Origin of the sequence: Streptomyces sp. BE303, assembly GCF_036290945.1 — a bacterium.
Lineage (GTDB): Bacteria > Actinomycetota > Actinomycetes > Streptomycetales > Streptomycetaceae > Kitasatospora.
In genome coordinates this window covers 206,692-226,459 of the sequence record NZ_JAQYWZ010000911.1, presented here as the reverse complement: position 1 = coordinate 226,459, position 19,768 = coordinate 206,692, and the positions used below count along the sequence as shown (strand labels likewise).

Below are 19,768 nucleotides of genomic sequence, written 5' to 3'. Positions count from 1 at the left end.
GAACGGACCCCCATGCTCCCCTTCGACGAGAGCCGGGCCCGGCTGATCCTCGCCCGCGCCTGCGAGTCCGCCGGCCTTCCCGCGCCCGACGGCGCGCGGCTGCTCGCGCTCGGCGAGAACGCCGTCTTCGACCTCGGCGACCCGGCCGTGGTCGCCAAGGTCGGGCGCGGCCCCGAACTGGCCGAGCGCACCCGCCGTGAACTCGCCGTCGCCGACTGGCTGGCCGGCCGGGGCATCCCCGTGGTCCGCCCGTACGACGCGCTGCCCGCCGAACCGCGGCACACCCTCGGGCACCCCGTCACCTTCTGGCACCGGCTCCCGCCCGCCGGGCGGCCCGCCCGCCCGGCCGACCTCGCCCCGCTGCTGACCGCCCTGCACCTGCTGCCCGACCCGCCGTTCCGGCTCGCCCGGCGCGACCTGCTCGCCCCCGTCGAACGCTGGCTCGCCTCCGCCGAGGGCCACGTCGACCCGGCCGACGTGGACTTCCTGCGCCACCGCCGGGACACCTTCGCCGCGGCCCTGCCCGACCTCCACCCGCACCTGCCGACCGGGGTGATCCACGGCGACGCGTTGCCGCGCAACGTCCACATCGGGCCGGACGGACCCGTCCTGCTCGACCTGGAGACCGTCTCGCGCGACCTGCGTGAGCACGACCTGGTGGTCCTGGCGCTCAGCCACGACCGCTACGGCGTCCCCGCCGGGGAGTACCGGGCATTCACCGACGCGTACGGCTGGGACGTGCGCGAGTGGTCCGGCTTCACGGTGCTGCGCGGGGCCCGCGAGACGGCGAGCGCCTCCTGGGTCGCCCAGCAGGTGCCGGGCAACCCGGCCGCGCTCGCCGAGTTCCGGCGGCGGGTGGACTCGCTGCGCTCGGGGGCGACGGAGGTGCGCTGGTACCCGTTCTGACCCTGCGGCCGGTGCGGCGGGCCGGTCCGGCGGGCGGGGGTGCGGGCAGGGGCACGGGCGGGGGTGCGGCGGACCGCGCATGGCGGCGGCCCTGAAGGGCCGTCGGGGCGGGGTGTCCCCCGAGGAGGGCGCAACCGGGTCGATGCCATCGGCGTCTTATCCGACAGTCATCCCGACCGAGGATCGGCATCCGCCTCCGCACCTCAGGAGCCGCCGCCATGCCGCAGCACTCCGCCCCGCCGCGCCCCTCGTCCTCCGCCCGGCGCCGCCGACTCGCCACGGGCTGCGCCGCGCTCGTCGCCTCGCTGGCGCTCGCCGCCTGCGGCACCGCCAACGGCGCGCTCCGGCCCGAACCGGGCACGACCACCGCCGCACCCTCCTCGCCGACGGGCCCGGTACCGACCGCCCCCGCGTCGCCGTCCGCGCCACCGCCGTCCGGACCGCCGTCGCCCGGGCCATCGGCGTCCGCGCCTCCGCCGTCCGGGTCGCCGTCGTCCGGCCCTCCGGTGTCCGGCCCTCCCGTGTCCGGCTCCGCCCCGGCCACCCCGCCGGTCACGTCACCGCCCACCCGCACGCCCGCCCCGAAGCCCACCACCCCCCGCCCCCCGACCGCGAGGCCGACGACACCCCCCGCACCGGCGCCGTCCCCCACCACCACCGCGCCCAGGACTCCGGCGCCCCCGGCGCCGTCCACCGGGGTCTCCACCGCGATCGTCAGCTCCACCGCGTCCGGCGGCCGGACGGTCGCGCTCACCTTCGACGACGGCCCCGGCCCGGCCACCGGCCAGGTCCTGGACCTGCTCGCCCAGTACCACGCCAAGGCCACGTTCTGCCTGGTCGGCAAGCAGGCCGCCGCCGATCCGGCCACCGTCCGGCGGATCGTGGCGGCCGGCCACCGGCTCTGCGACCACAGCGTCGACCACCCGCAGCCGTTCGCCGCCCTCCCGCACGACCGGGCGGTCCGTCAGATCACCGACGCCGAGGCCATGATCGTCCGGGCCGGCGGCCCGGGCTCCACGGTGGGCTGGTTCCGCGCCCCCGGCGGCGCGTTCACCGAGGACAACCGGCGGATCGCCGCGGACAACGGCCTGCGACCGCTCGGCTGGTCGGTCGACCCGCGCGACTGGTCCCGCCCCGGCACGGCCGCGATCGTCTCGGCCGTCCGGACCGGGCTCAGGCCGGGCGGCGTCGTCCTGCTCCACGACGGCGGCGGCGACCGCAGCCAGACCGTCGCCGCGCTCCGGCAACTGCTGCCCTGGCTGGTGGCCCAGGGTTACCGCTTCGACGTCCCGGCGAGCTGATCCGGTCACCCGGGCACCGTCCGTCCCGTCACCCGCGCCCCCTAGAATCCGGCCCATGGCCACCGATCACCCCACGGAACTCGGACCGCTCGGACCACGCCTGAGTACCGGTCGGGTCCTCGGACTGCTCGCGCTCGCCGCCCCCGTCGCGGCGGCCGGCTGGATCACCGGCACCGGCTTCGTCCGGGCCTTCGTCGAGGACGCCTGCGGGCCCGAACGGTCCTGCGGCGGCCTCGACATCGCCGTCCACCTCGCCGGTGGCCTCCTGGGCTGGCTGGCAGCCCTGGTGGGCACCGCCACCACCGCGCACGGGGACGGTCCGCTGGACGGCGACTCGGCCACCTCCGACCGCGGCGTCCTGCTCGGCTGCGTCGCCCTCGGTCTGGTCGGCGCCTCCTTCGCCGACAACACCTTCCACCCGTGGCTGCTCGCCCCGGTCGCCCCGCTCGCGCTGGCCACGATCGGACTCGACCGCTTCGGCGCCCGGCGGTGGCGCACCACGCGGACGGAGCAGCTCCGCACCGCCGGACAGGAGCGCAGGCTGGCCGGGTCCGGTGTCACCGTCACCGGCACGGTGGTGGGCGTCGCCGGTGACGGCAGCACTCACGACGGCGCCCCCGTCCTTCGGCTGACCGTCGAGTTCACCACCGCGGACGGCACCGTCCGCACCACCACCGTGACCGGCGCCTTCCCCGCCCCCGGGGGCCCGCGCCGCGGCAGCCCCGCCGAGGTCCGCTACGACCCGGCCGACCCGTCGGTGGCCCGGGCCACCGTCACGGACCCCGGCCCCGACGACGCCGTCCCCACCACCACCCCCGGAGCCGCACCGCCGGAGATCGTGGACGGCCTGGAGCGCCTCGCCGCCCTGCACCGTCAAGGGGCCCTGGACGAGGTCGAGTTCGCCCTGGCCAAGGCCCAGCTGCTCGGACGCGCCCCCGAGGACCGCCGGCCCGCCCTGCCGTAGACGCCGCACCGCCGACGCCTCCCGTTCACCCGGGTCTTCCCCCGCGGGCCGCCCCGGTTCACCCCGGGGACGGTCGAACGGCACTACCGTCCGCGCATGACGACAGAGCGCCGGATCACCGGACCCCGTCTGCTGGCCCTCGTCCTCCTGTGCGGCCTCGCCGTGGCGGCCGGTCGGCTCGGCACCGCCGGGCTGGTGCGGGTGCCCGCCGCCGACCCCTGCGGCCGGGAGACGGGCTGCGACGCCAACGCCATGGTGCTGGAGATCACCTGCGGCCTGGTGTGCTGGCTGCTCTCGATGGTCTGCGCGGCTGCCCTGGCCAACAACGCCGACGAGGACGACCGCTGCCACCGCATGTCGGGCGGCCTGATCATCCCGGTCTGGCTCCTGCTCACCCTGGTGGGCGCCTACGGCGCCGACGGGGCCCCTCGCCCCTGGCTCCTGGTCCCGATCGGTGCGTTTGCCCTGATCGCCCTCCTGGCGGGCGTCCCCGCGGAACGGCGGGTGGCCCGCGAGACCGCGGTGCACCGCCGGGCACGGGCCCTCGCCCGACGACTGGCCGACCACGGCGTCACCGTCGCCGGCACCGTCACCGCGCTCGCGGAGGCGGCCGCCCCCGCTCCTCGCCGGGTCGGTCTGCGGCTCACCGTGAAGTACCGCACCCTCGACGGCGAGGAGCGCGCGACCACCCAGCCGGGGGCGTTCCCGGCCTACGCGCTGCCCCGGGTCGGCGACCGGGTGACCGTCCGCTACGACCCGCGGCACCCAGACGGTGCCGAGATCGCCGTCCGCCCGCCCGACGAGCAGTCCGGCGACGCCGTCTCCGTCCTCGCCCGGGAGCTGGAGCGAGTGGCCGTGCTGCACCGGGAGGGCCTCCTGGACGGCGCCGAGTTCGCCCACGCCAAGGCGCGCCTCCTCGCTCCCGCGCCGGAGGCCGGCTACTCCACGGCGAGCCGGTAGACCTGTCGCGAGCCGCCCTCCGGCCCCGGCGCGGCGGGCCCGCCCGGGGCGAAGCCGAGCCGCTCGTAGAAGACCCTGGCGCCACTGGCCACCGCACCCGGGTGGTCGGCGCCGAAGGTGATCACCTCCACCGTCGCGGGGCCGCGGACGTACCGCCGCAGCGCGTCGTCGACCAGGGCCCGCCCGACGCCCGTCCCCCGGGCCCGCTCGGCCACCACCAGCCAGTGCAGGTGGTGGTGGCCGTCCGGGCCGGTCCCGAAGAGCAGCCCGCCGAGCGGGCCGTCCGGGCCGTCGGCGACCAGCGCGAGCCCGCGCTCGGTGTGCCCGGCCACCGCCCGGTGGAACCCGGGCTCGGCCACCATCGGTCCGAACCACTCCTCCACCTCGGCCGCGAGCCCGAGGAAGGCGGGGAGGTCGTGCTCGGCCAGTCTGATGATCATTGCGGCAGTGTCGCAGACGGGCCGCCGGACGGCAGGCTGCCGGGCGGCCCGGCGGCGGATCGGCAACGCGACCGCACCCGGCCCGCGTTCCGGTCACGGGCCGGGTGCGCCGCCGGGCACCGGTGCCCGCACCGCCGCCCGCACCGCGTCGGGCGGGCGGGCGCAGTGCGATCACCGGTCGCCGGCCACCGGCCGCCTCAGCGCAGGGGCCAGCGGGGGTCGATGACGGCCTGCGGGTCCTTGCCGTGGCGGAACCACGCCTGGAGGTCCTCGGCCCAGACCCGGTACCAGCCGATCTGGCGGGTGTGGAGCTCGGCGGGCGGGACGGCGCCGACCTCGGCCGGGTAGCGCTCACCCAGCGCGACGGCCACCCGGACGGCGGCGAGCGCGTCGCTGCCGGCCTCGTGCGCGTCGGTCAGCTCGACGCCGTACACCTCGCAGACCCGCTGGAGCGTCCGGGAGCCCTTGCGGTACTTGTCCACGGCGCGGTCGATGACCAGCGCGTCGAGGACCGGTCCGACGGGGCCGCCGAGGCGCTCGGCGAGCGACGGCAGTCCGTGCCGGCGCAGCTCCGCGTCGAGCAGCGAGAGGTCGAAGGTGGCGTTGAAGGCCACCACCGGACGCCCGGCGGCGAGCCGCTCGCAGAGGGCGGCGGCTATCTCGTCCACCGCCTCCTTGGCCGGGCGGCCCTTGGCGCGGGCGAGGCCGTCGCCGATGCCGTGGATCGCCTCGGCCTCGGCGGGGATCGGGACGCCCGGGTCGAGGAGCCAGCCGGTGGCGCTCAGCCGGCGGGCCCCGACGGTGTCCACGAGGGCGGCCGTGACGATGCGGTCCACGGCCGGGTCGGTGCCCGTGGTCTCCAGGTCGAAGCCGACCAGTGGCTGCTGCCACCAGCTCATAGGGGTGTGTCCTTCCGTCCTACTGGTCGAAACAGCCCCCATCATCGCCCGCCCCTCCGACAATCCGGCCGGTGGGGCGGGCGGGGGCGGCGCTCAGGCCGCGTCGAGCAGGGTCCGACCGAACCAGTCGGCGGCGTCCCGGACGCCGGGGAGGACGTAGAAGTAGCCGCCTCCGGTGGGGCGGAGGAAGCGGGCCAGCGGCTCGTCGGCGAGCCGGGTCTGGACCGCCTCGAACTGGCGGACCACGTCCTGCTGGTAGCAGCAGAACGCCAGGCCGTGCTCGGGGACGCCGTCCGCGTCGAGGCCCCGGTCGTAGGTGAAGGCGCGGCGCAGGATGCGGCTGCCCCGGGCCGCGTCGGTGCGCGGGTTGGCGAGCCTGATGTGCGAGTCGAGGGCGATCACGGCGCCCTTCGGATCCTGGCCGTAGTCCGGTTTGTCGTTCTCCTTGGCGCGGCCGAGCGGGGCGCCGTCGGACTTGCGGCGGCCGATCATCCGCTCCTGGTCCGTCAGCGGCACCTCGTCCCAGGGCCCGGTCAGGGTGCGGACGGCCCGGACCACCTGGTAGCTGCCGCCGACCGCCCAGGCGGGTTCGCCGCCGCCCGCGCCGACCCAGACCAGCTCGTCCATGTCCCGGGCGGAGCCGGCGTCGGGGTTCTCGATGCCGTCCTTGAAGCCGAGCAGGTTCCGTGCGGCGCCGGACGGACGGGCGCGGTTCTGGAAGCCGTCCAGCTGCCAGCGCGGCCGGACCGCGCCCCGGAGCGCCCGCAGCAGGTCGCGCACGGCGTGCTCGACGGTGTCCCGGCTCGTGGCGCAGACCTGGAGCGAGAGGTCCCCGTGGCACTCGGCGGGGCGCAGCGCGTCGTTGGGGAAGGTCCGCATCGCGGTGAGCTTGCGGGGGCGGGCGTCGGCGAGGCCGTAGCGGGCGTCGAAGAGGGAGGCGCCGACGGCGACGGTGACGGTGAGGTCGTCGGTGGGCAGGGCGGCGGCGGTCCCGAGGGTGCCGCTGTCCGCGGGCGGGGCGTCGGGGCCGAGGTCGGGCGGGGTGCCGCCGCCGGTCAGGAAGCGGATCCGGTCGGTGAGGGTGCGCAGCAGCGCCCCCAGCGCCGTGCGGTCGGCGACGTTGACGTCGACGGCGAGGAAGGTGCCGTACCCGGGTGGGGGGTTCAGGATGCCGGCCTGGTGGAGGCCGTGGAACGGGATCAGGCCGGTGGTCGCGCGCGGCCCGGGGGCCGCGGGCGCGGCGCCGCCGGTGCCGAGGGTGAGCGCCCCGGCGGCGCCGGCCCCGAGGGCGGTGCGGACGAAGCTGCGGCGGGAGGCGCCGGGGGCACCAGGGTCGGTCGTGTACTGACTGGACAACGGCGGGCCTTCCGGATCGACGGGCAGGGGTGCGCGGGCATGCCGAAGGGGGCCTCGCGGCAGCCGGGGGACGCGCGGCAGGCCCGGAACCGGCCTGCTGATCATGAAATCGACGCTAGCAAGCCCCGGCCCGGCCCGCCCCCGGAACGTGCACCCCGGCTGACCGTCCGTCGGCCGATCAGCCGCCCGTCTCCATCCGTCCGGCCTACGGCCCGTCCGCCGCCCTGCCCGCAGCCGTCGCGAGGCCCCTTGCCGAGCTCCCGTCACGAGGTCCCTTCGCGAGGTCGCCGCAGCGGGGTCCTTTCGCGAGGTCCCGTCACGAGGGCGCCTCGGTGAGGCCCCGGGGCGCGGGCTCCCCGCCCGGGGAGGCGGGCGTCAGGAGACCGGCCGGGAGTCCGCCCAGATGCCCTCGAACTCCTCGCGGTAGACCTCCAGCAGCCCGGCGTCCGTCCCGCCCGGCTGCTGGCCGGCACCGCCGCGCAGCACCAGCGCGGGCGACTCCATGCCGCGCGCGCGGCGCAGGTAGGGCTGGACGACGCCGAGGTCCCGGGTCTGGCGGCGACCGCCGGCGCCGAGCTGCCCCGCACCGGCCGGGCCCTCGACCAGGTAGGCGGTGAACCGGGGGGTCTCGTCGAAGACCCTGATCTCGAAGCCGCCCTGGTCCCGCAGCCGGGCGCGGACCCGGCGGACGTGCAGGATGTTCATCTGGATCGAGCGGGCCAGCTCGCCGCGCCCGAGGCCCAGCTCGCGTTCGCGGCGGCGGACGGCGCTGCTGGTCGGGTTGAGGAACAGCAGCCGGACCCGGCAGCCGTCGGTGGCGAGCCGGACGAGCCGCTTGCCGGTGTAGTTCTGGCAGAGCATGCCGAGGCCGATGCCCAGCGCGTCGAGCCGCCGGGCGCCGTCGAGCAGGTCCTCGACGGGCAGGTCGCGCTGGAGCCGGACCCGGTCGGGGTGGACGGCGACGACGTCCGCGTAGCGGCCGGCGACCAGGGACTCGACGACGTCGGCGGGGACGCCGCCGGCGCCGCCGTCGAGCAGGGCCAGCAGCCGGGCGGCGGCGCGTTCGGTCTGGGCGAGGACGGTGCCGGTGAGGACGCGGTTGCGGGAGACGACGTGCCGGGCGACCTCCAGCTCGTCCAGCGCCAGTTCTATCTCCCGACGGTCCGCCAGGTAGGGCTCGAAGCAGGGCCAGTGCTGGACCATCAGCTCCCGCAGCTGGGGCAGGGTGAGGAAGACCAGCGGGTCGTCGTCGGCCGGGTCGAGCAGGTAGCCCTTGCGGCGGCTGACCTCGCGGACGGCGCCGGCCCGGTGCGCCCACTCCTCGCCCGCCGGGCCGGCTGCGGCCGTGACCCAGTCCTCGCCGTGGGCGGGCGCGTAGATCGGGTGCAGCACCTCGTCGACGAGCGAGCGGAGCCGCTGCTCGACGAGGTTGAGCCAGACGTAGGCGCGGCCGGACAGCCGGACCCGTTGGTAGGCGTCCTCCCACTCGGCGCCGGACCAGGCCAGCGCGGGGACCTCGACCGGGCCGCCCTGCGCGGGCACGACCGCCCGGCCGGTCAGGGCGGGGCGCATGACGACCGTCTGCGCCTCGCTGCGGGCGCTGCCCCGGTCGGGGCCGCCGGGCCCACCGCCACGTCCGCCGGCGGGGAACACCATGCGCCACCTCACCTGGTTCCTGCTCGGAGCTGCCTGCTCGCTGTACGGCTCGCCGTACGGCCGGCTCTGCTGCTGTCTGTGTGCTGCCCGTCCGGCTCGTCCGGAACGGCTCACCGCCGGGCCTTCTGATACTGCGCCACGAGTGCGGGGCGGCCGGACGATCAAGAGTACTGCCCGCCGCGAACCGCCCGCAGCCGGTTCGGCCACGGCGGCGCCCCGGCCCCCGCCCGCCCCAACCGTCTCACCTGCCCCGCCCGCCCGGAAGCCCCCGGACGGCACCGGGACGCGCCGGATCGCGCAGGGCCGCGCACGGGCGCCGGAACCGCTCCGGCCGGGCCCCCGACGCACCCCGGACCGGCCGCGGACCGGCCCCGGGAGTCCGGGCGGACACCCGTTCGGGCGAATACGGCACAAATGGCCCCGCCCTCGGGGGACGCGTCGGGGAGTATGCGGACTGTGCCGTGCGTCACGGCACACGACCGTCGCACATGCCCGGCCGCCCGGCCGGGAAGAGAGCGTCGGGGTCCGGCCCGACCATCGGACTATCTGTCAGTTCTCCTTCTAAGCAGGGAAGTTGAGGAGCCATGCAGGTCTGGCCAGGGAAGCCCTACCCCCTCGGTGCCACCTACGACGGGGCCGGCACCAACTTCGCGGTGTTCTCGGAGAGCGCCGACCGGATCGAGCTCTGCCTGCTCGGCGAGGACGGTGCGGAGACCTCCGTCGAGCTGCGCGAGACCGACGCCTTCGTCCGGCACGCCTACCTCCCGGGCGTCCAGCCCGGCCAGCGGTACGGCTTCCGCGTCCACGGCCCCCACAACCCGGGGCTCGGTCAGCGGCACAACAGCGCGAAACTGCTGCTGGACCCGTACGCCAAGGCGATGAGCGGGAACATCGACTGGGACGAGTCCGTCTACGGCTACCACTTCGGCGCGCCCGAGCGCCGCAACGACCTCGACTCGGCGCCCCACACCATGCACTCGGTGGTGATCAACCCCTACTTCGACTGGGGCACCGACCGACCGCCGCGCACCGACTACCACCGCACCGTCCTGTACGAGGCCCACGTGAAGGGCCTCACCCGGCTCCACCCCGGCATCCCGGAGGAGATCCGCGGCACCTACGCGGGCGTCGCCCACCCCGCCGTGATCGAGCACCTGGCCAAGCTCGGCGTCACCGCGATCGAACTGATGCCGGTGCACCAGTTCGTCCGTGATCACCGGCTGCGCGACCTCGGCCTCTCCAACTACTGGGGCTACAACACGATCGGCTTCTTCGCCCCGCACTCCTCCTACTCCTCCACCGGCGACCGCGGCCAGCAGGTGCAGGAGTTCAAGTCGATGGTGAAGGCCCTGCACGCGGCCGGCATCGAGGTCATCCTCGACGTGGTCTACAACCACACCGCCGAGGGCAACCACCTCGGTCCGACGCTGTCGATGCGCGGCCTGGACAACGCCTCCTACTACCGGCTGGCCCGGGACCAGCGGTTCTACGAGGACACCACCGGCACCGGCAACAGCCTGCTGATGCGCAGCCCGCACGTGCTCCAGCTGATCATGGACTCGCTGCGCTACTGGGTCACCGAGATGCACGTCGACGGCTTCCGCTTCGACCTCGCCGCCACCCTCGCCCGGCAGTTCCACGAGGTCGACCGGCTGTCCTCGTTCTTCGACCTCGTCCAGCAGGACCCGGTGGTCTCCCAGGCGAAGCTGATCGCCGAGCCCTGGGACCTCGGCGAGGGCGGCTACCAGGTCGGCAACTTCCCGCCGCTGTGGACCGAGTGGAACGGCATGTACCGGGACACCGTCCGCGACCTGTGGCGCGGCGAGAACGCCACCCTCGCCGAGTTCGGCTCCCGGCTCACCGGCTCCTCCGACCTCTACCAGGACGACGGCCGCCGCCCGATCGCCTCGATCAACTTCGTCACCTGCCACGACGGCTTCACCCTGCGCGACCTCGTCTCCTACAACGAGAAGCGCAACGAGGCCAACGGCGAGGGCAACCGGGACGGCGAGTCCTTCAACCGCTCCTGGAACTGCGGCGCCGAAGGGCCCTGCGACGACCCGGCGGTCGAGGAGCTGCGCGCGCGCCAGCAGCGCAACTTCCTCGCCACCCTGATGCTCTCCCAGGGCGTACCGATGCTCTCGCACGGCGACGAGTTCGGCCGCACCCAACTGGGCAACAACAACACCTACTGCCAGGACAACGAGCTGAGCTGGGTGCACTGGCCGGACGGCGACGGGCCCGGCGCCCGGCTGCTGGAGTTCACCCAGGGCATGGTCTGGCTCCGCCGCGACCACCCCGTCTTCCGGCGCCGCCGCTTCTTCCACGGCCGCCCCGTCTCGGGCCCCGCCCTCTCCGGCCGCCCCACCGGGGACGGCGCCGGCGGGTACGAGGACCTCACCGACATCGCCTGGTTCACACCCGGCGGGGAGGAGATGACCAAGCGCAACTGGGGCGCCAGCTACGCCAAGTCCCTCACCGTCTTCCTCAACGGCTACGCCATCTCGGAGCCGGACCGGCGCGGCGGGCGGATCGTCGACGACTCCTTCCTGCTGCTGTTCAACGCGCACTTCGAACAGCTGGAGTTCACCGTCCCGGCCGGGCACGGGCAGGAGTGGCAGGTGGTGGTGGACACCGCGCAGCCGCGACTGCCCGCGCCGGGGTCGGGCGCCCGGGTCAAGGCCGGGGACACCCTCTGGCTCACCGACCGCTCGCTGATGGTGCTGCAACGGCCCGCGTGAGATCCCCCGGGGTCCGGCGCACCGCCTCCCCCACAGGAAGGACGGTGCCCGCCACCGGCCGGCGAGAGCCCTGCCGGCCGGTGGCGGGCACCGGGCGGCGGGGGCCCGGGCCGCGAGGGCGCGGCCGGCCCCGGCGGGAGCCTCCGGGCCCGGCCGTCCACCGCGCCGCTCACCTGTTCGGGTCAGCAACGGGTCTTGCGTACCGGCCCGGCCGGGTAGGCATGGACACATGACCAACGCCGCCGAGCCCGCGCAGCCCCGCCCGGCCGTCGTCCCTCCCGCCGGCGTCCCCACCGCCAGCTACCGCCTCCAGCTCCAGCCGGGCTTCACCCTGCACGACGCCGCCGCGGCCGTCCCCTACCTGGCCGCCCTCGGCGTCTCCCACCTGCACCTCTCCCCGCTGCTGGAGGCCGTCCCCGGCTCCACCCACGGCTACGACACCGTCGACCACGGCCGGATCGGGGAGCAGCTCGGCGGTGAGGACGCCCTGCGCGCGCTGGCCGCCGAGGCGCACCGGCACGGCCTGCGGCTGATCGCCGACGTGGTGCCCAACCACATGGCCGTCCCCGCACCCGAGCACCTCAACCGGCCGCTCTGGCACGTCCTGCGGGACGGCCCCGACTCGCCGTACGCGCGCTGGTTCGACATCGACTGGAGCGCCCAGCCCGGCCCGCCCGACGCCCCCGGGCGCGGACGGGTCCTGCTGCCGCTGCTCGGCGACCGGCTCGGCGCCGTCCTCGGCGAGCTGGCCGTCGACGGCGACACCCTCCGCTACCACGACCACGCCCTCCCGCTGCGCCCCGGCACCGAGCGGCTCCCGCTGCCCGAGCTGCTCGCCCGGCAGTGGTACCGGCTCGCCTGGTGGCGGCTGGCCCGCACCGAACTCAACTACCGGCGGTTCTTCACCGTCAACGAGCTGATCGCCGTCCGGGTCGAGGAGCCCGAGGTGTTCGAGGCGACGCACGGCGTGCTGCTGCGGCTGCACCGCGAGGGCGTCCTGGACGGCTTCCGGATCGACCACCCGGACGGTCTGGCCGATCCGCGCGGGTACCTGGAGCGGCTGGCCCGGGCCACCGGCGGGGCGTACACGGTGGTGGAGAAGATCCTCACCGGCGACGAGCGGCTCCCCGCCGACTGGCCGTGCGCCGGCACCACCGGGTACGACGCGCTGCGCCGGATCGACGGGGTGCTCACCGACCACGCGGGCGCCTGCCGGCTGGCCGGCGCGTACGAGGCGTTCGTCACCGGCGCGTCGCCCGCCGACGGCGCGGCCCCGGCCGGCGAACCGTGCGCCGACCCGCACCCGGCGCTCGCCGCCGCCCGGCGCGGCCGGGCCGACATGGTCGCCCCCGAGGGGGAGCTCGCCGCCGAGGTCGAACGGCTGGTCCGGCTGGCCGTCCGGCTCGGCGCCGCCGAGCCCGCGTACGCCGACCACCCGCCGCAGCGGCTGCGGGCCGCGCTGCAGCGGCTGCTCACCGGCTACCCCGCCTACCGCCCGTACGTCCGGCCCGGCGAGCCGCTGCCCGCCGCCTCCGCGGAGCAGCTGGACGAGGCGCTCGACGGCTCGGCCGACCCCACCGACCGGCTGGTCGCCGACCTCGCGGCGGGCCGGCTCGGCCGCGGCCCCGAGCAGGACGAGTTCGCCGCCCGGTTCGCCCAGACCGCCGCCGCGGTGGCCGCCAAGGGCGTCGAGGACACCGCCTTCTACCGCTGGAACGCGCTGCTGAGCCTCAACGAGGTCGGCGGCGAGCCCGCCCGGCCGGGCCTGCGGCCGGAGGACTTCCACGCCTGGTGCCACTACGTCGAACGGCACTGGCCGCACACCATGACCGTCCTCTCCACGCACGACACCAAGCGCAGCGCCGACGCCCGCGCCCGGCTCGCCGTCCTCGCCGAGCAGCCCCGGTCCTGGGCCGCGGAGGCCGCCGCCTGGTCCACCGCGGCCGGGCCGGGCGGGGACCGGGACAGCGACTGGCTGCTCTGGCAGACCCTGGTCGCCGCCTGGCCGGTCACCCCGGAACGGCTGGTCGCCGCCGTCCTCAAGGCGGCCCGGGAGGCCAAGGTCCACACCTCCTGGACCACCCCCGACGTCCGCTTCGAACGCGCCCTCGCCGACCGCGCCCGCGCCGTGTTCGGCCACCCCGGGCTGCTGCCCCGCGTCGAGGGGTACGTGAGCGCCCTCGCCCCGTACGCGCGGTCCAACACGCTCTCCGCCGCGCTGCTGCACCTCACCGTGCCCGGCGTGCCCGACCTCTACCAGGGCAGCGAGGAGCCGCTCCACACCCTGGTCGACCCGGACAACCGGGGCGTCGTCGACCTCGGGGCGCTGGCCGTCCGGCTCACCGACTCGCCCGCGACCCGGCCGGGTGACCCGGCCCGGGAGAAGCTGCACCTCACCACGACCGCGCTGCACCTGCGGAAGACCCGGGCCCTCGGCGCCCACCGGCCGCTGACCGCGGTCGGCCCCGCCGCCGACCACCTGCTCGCCTTCGGGCGCGGGGCGGACGTGGTCACCGCGGTCACCCGGCTGCCGTACGGCCTCGACCGGGCCGGCGGCTGGCGCACCACCGAGCTGCACCTGCCGGCCGGCGGCCGGTGGACGGACGAGCTCACCGAGCGCCACTTCCCGCCCGGCCCGGTACCGGTGGCCGACCTGCTGGCGGCGTACCCGGTGGCGCTGCTGACCAGAAGGAGCGAGGCATGACGCCCGACCACCCGGCCGGCCGCGCCGCGACCCACCGTGAGGCGACCGGACATGCCGGGGCGCCGCGTGACGGGGCACCGCGTGACGGGACCCCGCGTGCGGGGGCCCGCTACGAGGTCTGGGCCCCGTCGGCGGACGAGCTGGTCGAGGTGGCGGTCGACGGCACCCGCCACCCGCTGACCCGCGACCCCACCCGCGCCGGCTGGTGGCACGGCGACGCACCCGCCGGGGACTACGCGTTCGTGCTCGACGACGGCCGCCCGCTGCCCGACCCGCGCTCCCCCCGGCAGCCGCACGGCCCGGACGGCCCCAGCCGGGCCGTCGACCACACCGGGTTCCGCTGGTCACGGACCGACTGGCGCGGCCGGCCGCTGCCCGGCGCGGTGCTGTACGAGCTGCACGTCGGCACCTTCACCGCCGCCGGCACCTTCGAGGCGGCGACCCACCACCTCGACCACCTCGTCGACCTGGGCGTCGACTTCGTCGAACTGATGCCGGTCTGCCCGTTCCCCGGCAAGCACGGCTGGGGGTACGACGGCGTCTCGCTCTGGGCCGTGCACGAGCCCTACGGCGGACCGGAGGGCCTGAAGCGGTTCGTCGACGCCGCGCACCGCAAGGGCCTCGGCGTCGTCCTCGACGTCGTGCACAACCACCTCGGCCCGTCCGGCAACTACCTTCCCGCGTACGGCCCGTACTTCACCGACCGGCACCACACCCCCTGGGGCGCGGCGGTCAACCTGGACGCACCCGGCTCCGACGAGGTGCGCGCCTACCTGATCGGCAGCGCGCTCGCCTGGCTGCGCGACTACCGGATCGACGGCCTGCGGCTGGACGCCGTGCACGCCCTCGCCGACGACCGGGCCGTCCACTTCCTGGAGGAACTCGCCACCGAGGTCGACCGGTTGGCCACGGCCACCAACCGGCCGCTGTTCCTGATCGCCGAGTCCGACCTCAACGACCCGCGCACCACCACCCCGCGCGAGGCCGGCGGCCAGGGCCTCGCCGCCCAGTGGAGCGACGACTTCCACCACGCCCTGCACTGCGCCCTGACCGGCGAATCCCAGGGCTACTACGGCGACTTCGCCGAAACCCCGCTGGCGGCGGTCGCCCGGACGCTCACCCGGGGGTACTTCCACGACGGCACCTGGTCCTCGTTCCGCGGGCGCCACCACGGCCGCCCGTTCCCGCCCGCCCACGGGCACCGGCTGCTCGGCTACCTCCAGACCCACGACCAGGTCGGCAACCGGGCGCTCGGCGACCGGATCTCCGCCACCCTCTCCCCCGGCCGGCTCGCCTGCGGCGCCGCACTGGTGCTCACCTCGCCGTTCACCCCGATGCTGTTCATGGGCGAGGAGTGGGGCGCCGCCACCCCCTGGCAGTACTTCACCGACCACACCGACCCGAACCTCGCCGAGGCCGTCCGCCGGGGCCGCCGACGGGAGTTCGCCGAACACGGCTGGGCCGCGGAGGCCGTACCGGACCCGCAGGAGCCCGCCACCGTGCTGCGCTCCGTCCTCGACTGGACCGAACCGCGAAGCGGACCGCACGCCGGACTGCTCGACTGGCACCGGACGCTGATCCGCCTGCGCCGCGGGGCGCCGGAGTTCTCCGACCCCGATCTCGCGGCGGTCCGGGCCGAGTTCGACGACGCCGCGGGGTGGCTGGTGGTGCACCGGGGGCGGTACCGGACGGCGGTCAACCTGGGCACGGCGCCCGTCGCGGTGCCGCTCGGCGGCGAGGCGGAGGTGGTGGCCGGCTACGGCGGGTACGCGGTGGCGGGCGACGGCCTCACGCTGGAGCCCGACTCGGTCGCGCTGCTCCGCCTGTGACCCGGCCTCACCAGAGGAACGTGCCGATCCGCTCCCGCAGCGAGGCCGCGTCCAGGCCGTACGCGGCCAGGTGCTCCGGGATCGACCCGTACTGCCGGTGCTCCCTGCGCGGCACGCCGAGGGCCAGCACGCGGTGCGGGCGGTCGGTGAGCGCGTCGTGCGCCTCGTTGGCGGAGGTCCCCGCCAGGTAGGGCTCGACCAGCACCACGTCCGCGTGCTGCTCGGTGGCGGCCCGCAGCCCGGCCACGTCGAACGGCCGCACGGTCGCCGCGTACAGCACGGTGACGTCCAGGGTGGCGGTGGCCGCCAGGACCGCGTCCAGCATCGGGCCGACCGCGAGCACCACGCCCTTGGCGCCCCGGCGCACGGTGGTGAAGCGGCCCGGTTCGACCGGCACCGCGTGCTCGTTGCGGTGCCCCGAGAGCCGGACGTACACGTTGCGGTCGCCGTCCGCCACCGCGTGCCGCAGCAGCAGCTCCGCCTCGTCCGGGTGGCCGGGCACGTGGACCGTCCAGCCCGGGAGGGTGTCCAGCAGCGCGACGTCGCCCGGCGCCATGTGGGTACGCCCGCCGGCCGGCCAGTCGTACGAGCCGGCCGCGCTCACCAGCACGGCCCCGACGCTCTGGTGCACCAGGTCCAACTTGACCTGCTCGAAGGGGCGTTCCACCAGGAAGCTGGCGAAGGTGTGCGCGATCGGCCGCATCCCGGCGAGCGCCAGGCCGCCGGCCGCGCCGATCAGCAGCTGCTCCCGGATGCCCACGTTGATCACGCGGTCGGGGTGGCGCCGGGCCGCCCCGGTGAAGCCGGCGGCGCTGACGTCGGCCAGGACGACGGCCAATCGCGGGTCGTCCTCCAGCAGACGGGCGGTGAGGTCGACGAAGCGGTCGCGCATGGTGTCCATCGGTCGGGATTCCTTACCGTTCGGGGTGGTTCGGGGCGGGGTCGTGCGGGGCGGGGTCGTGCGGGTGTGGTTCCGGGGGTGCGGAGCGGCGGCGGGTGCGGGGGCGGGGAGGAGGGCCGGGGCGGCGGTCAGGAGTCCTTCGGCTCCACCCGGGCCACCACGACCCGCGGGCGGCCCGGGTGTTCGGCGGTGTACGCCGCGTACAGCGCCTCGTGGTCCCGCCCGTCCACCGTCTCGGCCGACCAGCCCTCGACGGCGAACCGGGCCGCGATGCCGCCCTCCCAGCCGTGCGTGGCGGAGGAGTTGTCGATCACCAGGACGTTCAGCCGGTCCAGCCCGTACGCACCGGCGAAGGCCACCGCCTCGTGGTTCGACCCCTCGTCGAACTCGGCGTCCCCGATCAGCACCCAGACCACCGGGTCGGTGAGCCCCTGGGCACGCAGCCCGAGCGCCGTGCCGACCCCCAGCGGCAGCCCGTGCCCGAGCGACCCGGAGCTGATCTCCACCCCGGGGATCAGCATCCGGTCCGGGTGGTGGCCGAGCGGCGAGTCGTACGCGCCGAAGCTCGGCAGCACCTCCGGCGCGATGAACCCCTTGGCGGCGAGCACCGCGTAGTACGCCATCGGGCCGTGCCCCTTGGAGAGCAGGAAGCGGTCGCGGTCCTGCTCCTCGGCCGTGGCCGGGGAGACCCGCAGCACCCGGTCGTAGAGCACCCAGAGGGCGTCGAGGGTGGAGGTGGCGGCCGGCCCGTGCTTCTCGTCGCCGGTCATCAGGGCCATCAGGCCCGGCAGGTCCGCGAAACCGGCGGTGGGAGTGGTGGTGGCGGTGGGGATGGCGGGGAGGGTGCTCGTCGTCATGACCACGATGCTCCAACTTGAAGTCGACTTCAAGTCAAGCCGCTACAGTGATCCCATGACCGTCAACCCCCCGGGCCGCCACGACCTCCTCACCATCGGCCAGCTCTCCGAACGCAGCGGCCTCGCCACCTCCGCCCTGCGCTACTACGAGCGGATGGGGCTGATCCACGCCACCCGCACCACCGGCAACCAGCGCCGCTACGCCCGCGGCGCCCTGCGCCGGATCGCCTTCGTCCGCGCCGCCCAGCGGGTCGGCCTCTCCCTCGACGAGGCCAAGGTCGCCCTCGACCGCCTCCCCGAGCGCCGCGCGCCCAGCGGCGCCGAGTGGGACGGCGTCGCCCAGTCCTGGCAGAGCCGGATCGACGAGCAGATCGCCGAACTGGAACGCCTGAAGGCCAAGCTCACCGGCTGCATCGGCTGCGGCTGCCTCTCGCTCACCCGCTGCTCCCTCTACAACGCCGGCGACCGCGCCGCCGCCGGCGGCCCCGGCGCCCGCTACCTCCTCACCCGCGACCCCGCCACCGGCCCCGAGCCGGCCGCGCGGGAGCTCACGGAGTGACGACCGCAGGTCGGCCCGCCGACGTGCTGCGCCGCCACCCCGAGCGGGGCGGCGGCGCAGACCGGCCCGGGCGGGCCCGGTCGCCCGGGCCGGTCCCGGGTCAGGCGGTGTAGGTCACCCAACCCTGGATCGGTGTGGTGTTCGGCGGGCAGTAGACCCGCACGTTCATGAAGACCGTGTTCGGGCCGGAGGTGCGGGTGGTGCCGTCGGAGCAGCTGATGTTCACCCACCACTTGCTCGTGCCCCAGGCCGAGCAGGAGATGTTGTAGTACCACTGGCTACCGTCCGAGCCGAAGCTCCCGGTGCTGCAGTTCACGCCCTCGGTCCGGGTCGGGGACGCGGTCCGCGCCTCGGCGGCCGGGGCCGTGACGACGGCCGCCGCCGCGATCCCGGCCAGCAGACAGCCCGCGATCCCGACCCTCTTGCCCCTGGTGTTCCCACGCACGATGGTTCCGCCCTCGTTTGTCGGTGGTGATGTGCCGCTGCGACCCGCGGCCGGACGGCGCTCCGGCGAGGGCACCCCGCCAAAGACGCCTCGGCGACTATAGGGAGGGACCGTGAAGTTCCGCATATGACAGGGGAATTGTCGCCAGCACCCGCCGCCGGCTGCCGCGTTCCCCGGCACCGCGCCGCACGGCGGGAACGGGCGGGACGCACCGGGCCGGGCGGGGCGCGCGGGTCGCGCATCCCACGCCCCGCCGCCCGCTCATCGACCGGAAGCCGCCACCGCCCCGGGACCGGCCGCGCGGACGGAGGAACACCCGGATCCGCAGGACCACCCTGCGCCACGGGACCACCCCGAGCCACGGGAGCCCGCGCAGCCGCAGTCCGGGACGCGCCCCGTGCCCCCGGTCAGGCGCGCAGCTCGGCCAGGTCCTCCGCACCGAGCACCAGACCGCCCGCCGCGAGGTTCTCCTCCAGGTGGTCGAGCGACCCGGTACCCGGAATCGCCAGCACCGACGGCGAGGACGCCAGCAGCGCGCCGAGCGCCACCTGCGACGTGGTCGCGCCCACCCGGGCGGCCACCCGGCCGAGCCGTTCGAGGTCGAGCGGGACCCAACCCCCGCCGAGCGGGAAGTACGGCACGTACGCGATACCCGCCGCCTCGCAGGCGGCCAGCAGCCCCGGGCCGTTCTCGAACGAGTTCTGCACCGCCGCGACGGGCGCGACCGCCCGCGCCTCGGCGAGCTGGGCGGCGTCGACGTTGCTCACGCCCAGGTGCCGGATCAGCCCCTGCTCGCGGAGCCCGGCGAGGACCGCGAACCGCTCCGCGATCGACTCGGTGCCCGGCCCGGTCAGCCCGCCCACCCGCAGGTAGACCAGGTCCAGCCGGTCCAGCCCGAGGGCCCGCAGGTCCGCCTCCACCAGGCCGCGCAGGTCGCCGGGCCCCGCCTGCCCGATCGGCACGCCGTCCGGACCGGGCAGCGGACCGACCTTGGTCGCGATCACCAGGTCGTCCCGGTACGGGGCCAGGGCCCTGCGGATCAGTTCGTTCGCGCGCACCGCGCCGCGGTTGTAGAAGCCGGCCGTGTCGATGTGGTTCACGCCCAGCTCGACGGCGCGCCGGAGCACCGCGACACCGGTCGCCGGATCTCTCGGCGGGCCGTCGAACGTGCCGGCGGCGAGGCGCATCGCGCCGAAGCCGAGCCGGTTGACAGGGAGGTCGCCGCCGAGCGGGAACGTCGTGGTCGTCAT

General features: G+C 75.9%; 16 protein-coding genes. 8 read left to right on the top strand and 8 right to left on the bottom strand.

The features are described 5' to 3' along the window. The first annotated feature begins 12 nt into the window (after positions 1–12). The 4 genes from PUR56_RS36555 to PUR56_RS36540 all read left to right on the top strand — a co-directional run bounded on the left by PUR56_RS36555 (position 13) and on the right by PUR56_RS36540 (position 4,131). Positions 13–906, top strand: a complete 894-nt coding sequence (locus PUR56_RS36555) for a phosphotransferase enzyme family protein (protein WP_329952122.1) — start codon at positions 13–15, stop codon at positions 904–906. Positions 907–1,124: 218 nt separating this feature from the next. Then, complete coding sequence (locus PUR56_RS36550; protein ID WP_329952121.1) at positions 1,125–2,207, top strand: polysaccharide deacetylase family protein; 1,083 nt, start codon at positions 1,125–1,127, stop codon at positions 2,205–2,207. Positions 2,208–2,262: 55 nt separating this feature from the next. Next, on the top strand, positions 2,263–3,171 hold the full coding sequence (locus PUR56_RS36545; RefSeq protein ID WP_329952120.1) for an SHOCT domain-containing protein: 909 nt from the start codon (positions 2,263–2,265) through the stop codon (positions 3,169–3,171). A gap of 96 nt (positions 3,172–3,267) precedes the next feature. Further along, positions 3,268–4,131 (top strand): DUF3592 domain-containing protein, encoded by an 864-nt coding sequence (locus PUR56_RS36540; RefSeq protein WP_329952119.1) that lies wholly within the window; start codon positions 3,268–3,270, stop codon positions 4,129–4,131. Here PUR56_RS36540 and PUR56_RS36535 read toward each other — a convergent pair. The 4 genes from PUR56_RS36535 to PUR56_RS36520 all read right to left on the bottom strand — a co-directional run bounded on the left by PUR56_RS36535 (position 4,110) and on the right by PUR56_RS36520 (position 8,482). Beyond that, entirely contained in the window at positions 4,110–4,571 is a 462-nt protein-coding gene (locus PUR56_RS36535) for a GNAT family N-acetyltransferase (protein WP_329952118.1), read from the bottom strand. The two genes, PUR56_RS36540 and PUR56_RS36535, sit on opposite strands and share 22 nt — an antisense overlap. 197 nt (positions 4,572–4,768) lie before the next feature. Next, positions 4,769–5,470 (bottom strand): exonuclease domain-containing protein, encoded by a 702-nt coding sequence (locus tag PUR56_RS36530; protein WP_329952117.1) that lies wholly within the window; start codon positions 5,468–5,470, stop codon positions 4,769–4,771. 93 nt (positions 5,471–5,563) lie between these two features. Continuing rightward, positions 5,564–6,826 (bottom strand): Dyp-type peroxidase, encoded by a 1,263-nt coding sequence (locus tag PUR56_RS36525; RefSeq protein ID WP_329952116.1) that lies wholly within the window; start codon positions 6,824–6,826, stop codon positions 5,564–5,566. A 375-nt stretch (positions 6,827–7,201) separates the two neighbouring features. Further along, the gene (locus tag PUR56_RS36520; RefSeq protein ID WP_329881889.1) at positions 7,202–8,482 is read right to left on the bottom strand and encodes an SAV2148 family HEPN domain-containing protein; all 1,281 of its coding nucleotides are present in this window, start codon (positions 8,480–8,482) and stop codon (positions 7,202–7,204) included. A 584-nt stretch (positions 8,483–9,066) separates the two neighbouring features. On the opposite strand from PUR56_RS36520, the gene glgX reads away from it, so the two are divergent. The 3 genes from glgX to treZ all read left to right on the top strand — a co-directional run bounded on the left by glgX (position 9,067) and on the right by treZ (position 15,756). Beyond that, positions 9,067–11,223: a glycogen debranching protein GlgX gene (gene glgX / locus PUR56_RS36515; RefSeq protein ID WP_329952115.1), complete on the top strand. Its 2,157-nt coding sequence runs from the start codon at positions 9,067–9,069 to the stop codon at positions 11,221–11,223. A 229-nt stretch (positions 11,224–11,452) separates the two neighbouring features. Then, positions 11,453–13,927: a malto-oligosyltrehalose synthase gene (treY, locus tag PUR56_RS36510; protein ID WP_329952114.1), complete on the top strand. Its 2,475-nt coding sequence runs from the start codon at positions 11,453–11,455 to the stop codon at positions 13,925–13,927. Continuing rightward, positions 13,924–15,756: a malto-oligosyltrehalose trehalohydrolase gene (gene treZ / locus PUR56_RS36505; protein ID WP_329952113.1), complete on the top strand. Its 1,833-nt coding sequence runs from the start codon at positions 13,924–13,926 to the stop codon at positions 15,754–15,756. The genes treY and treZ overlap by 4 nt, the downstream gene beginning before the upstream one ends. A gap of 7 nt (positions 15,757–15,763) precedes the next feature. Here the strand turns inward: treZ and PUR56_RS36500 are convergent, their stop codons facing one another. Together PUR56_RS36500 and PUR56_RS36495 are read right to left on the bottom strand one after the other, a co-directional pair. Next, positions 15,764–16,657: a transketolase family protein gene (locus tag PUR56_RS36500; RefSeq protein WP_329952112.1), complete on the bottom strand. Its 894-nt coding sequence runs from the start codon at positions 16,655–16,657 to the stop codon at positions 15,764–15,766. Between the two features lie 128 nt (positions 16,658–16,785). After that, positions 16,786–17,514 carry a transketolase gene (locus tag PUR56_RS36495; RefSeq protein ID WP_329952111.1) on the bottom strand — a complete coding sequence of 243 codons (729 nt, stop codon included), beginning with the start codon at positions 17,512–17,514 and terminating at the stop codon, positions 16,786–16,788. Between the two features lie 55 nt (positions 17,515–17,569). Here PUR56_RS36495 and soxR point away from each other — a divergent pair, with 55 nt between their 5' ends. Next, entirely contained in the window at positions 17,570–18,073 is a 504-nt protein-coding gene (soxR, locus tag PUR56_RS36490; protein WP_329952110.1) for a redox-sensitive transcriptional activator SoxR, read from the top strand. Positions 18,074–18,173: 100 nt separating this feature from the next. Here soxR and PUR56_RS36485 read toward each other — a convergent pair whose 3' ends face one another. Together PUR56_RS36485 and PUR56_RS36480 are read right to left on the bottom strand one after the other, a co-directional pair. Beyond that, positions 18,174–18,518, bottom strand: a complete 345-nt coding sequence (locus PUR56_RS36485; RefSeq protein WP_329952109.1) for a hypothetical protein — start codon at positions 18,516–18,518, stop codon at positions 18,174–18,176. A 407-nt stretch (positions 18,519–18,925) separates the two neighbouring features. Further along, positions 18,926–19,768 carry an oxidoreductase gene (locus PUR56_RS36480; RefSeq protein WP_329952108.1) on the bottom strand — a complete coding sequence of 281 codons (843 nt, stop codon included), beginning with the start codon at positions 19,766–19,768 and terminating at the stop codon, positions 18,926–18,928.

Excerpts from the sequence above, each read along its gene's own strand:
- treY (WP_329952114.1), top strand. The coding sequence starts at position 11,453 with ATGACCAACGCCGCCGAGCCCGCGCAGCCCCGCCCGGCCGTCGTCCCT.
- PUR56_RS36495 (WP_329952111.1), bottom strand. The coding sequence starts at position 17,514 with ATGACGACGAGCACCCTCCCCGCCATCCCCACCGCCACCACCACTCCC.
- PUR56_RS36550 (WP_329952121.1), top strand. The coding sequence starts at position 1,125 with ATGCCGCAGCACTCCGCCCCGCCGCGCCCCTCGTCCTCCGCCCGGCGC.
- PUR56_RS36480 (WP_329952108.1), bottom strand. The coding sequence starts at position 19,768 with ATGACGACCACGACGTTCCCGCTCGGCGGCGACCTCCCTGTCAACCGG.
- PUR56_RS36545 (WP_329952120.1), top strand. The coding sequence starts at position 2,263 with ATGGCCACCGATCACCCCACGGAACTCGGACCGCTCGGACCACGCCTG.
- glgX (WP_329952115.1), top strand. The coding sequence starts at position 9,067 with ATGCAGGTCTGGCCAGGGAAGCCCTACCCCCTCGGTGCCACCTACGAC.
- PUR56_RS36530 (WP_329952117.1), bottom strand. The coding sequence starts at position 5,470 with ATGAGCTGGTGGCAGCAGCCACTGGTCGGCTTCGACCTGGAGACCACG.
- PUR56_RS36535 (WP_329952118.1), bottom strand. The coding sequence starts at position 4,571 with ATGATCATCAGACTGGCCGAGCACGACCTCCCCGCCTTCCTCGGGCTC.
- soxR (WP_329952110.1), top strand. The coding sequence starts at position 17,570 with ATGACCGTCAACCCCCCGGGCCGCCACGACCTCCTCACCATCGGCCAG.
- PUR56_RS36500 (WP_329952112.1), bottom strand. The coding sequence starts at position 16,657 with ATGGACACCATGCGCGACCGCTTCGTCGACCTCACCGCCCGTCTGCTG.
- PUR56_RS36555 (WP_329952122.1), top strand. The coding sequence starts at position 13 with ATGCTCCCCTTCGACGAGAGCCGGGCCCGGCTGATCCTCGCCCGCGCC.
- treZ (WP_329952113.1), top strand. The coding sequence starts at position 13,924 with ATGACGCCCGACCACCCGGCCGGCCGCGCCGCGACCCACCGTGAGGCG.
- PUR56_RS36520 (WP_329881889.1), bottom strand. The coding sequence starts at position 8,482 with ATGGTGTTCCCCGCCGGCGGACGTGGCGGTGGGCCCGGCGGCCCCGAC.
- PUR56_RS36540 (WP_329952119.1), top strand. The coding sequence starts at position 3,268 with ATGACGACAGAGCGCCGGATCACCGGACCCCGTCTGCTGGCCCTCGTC.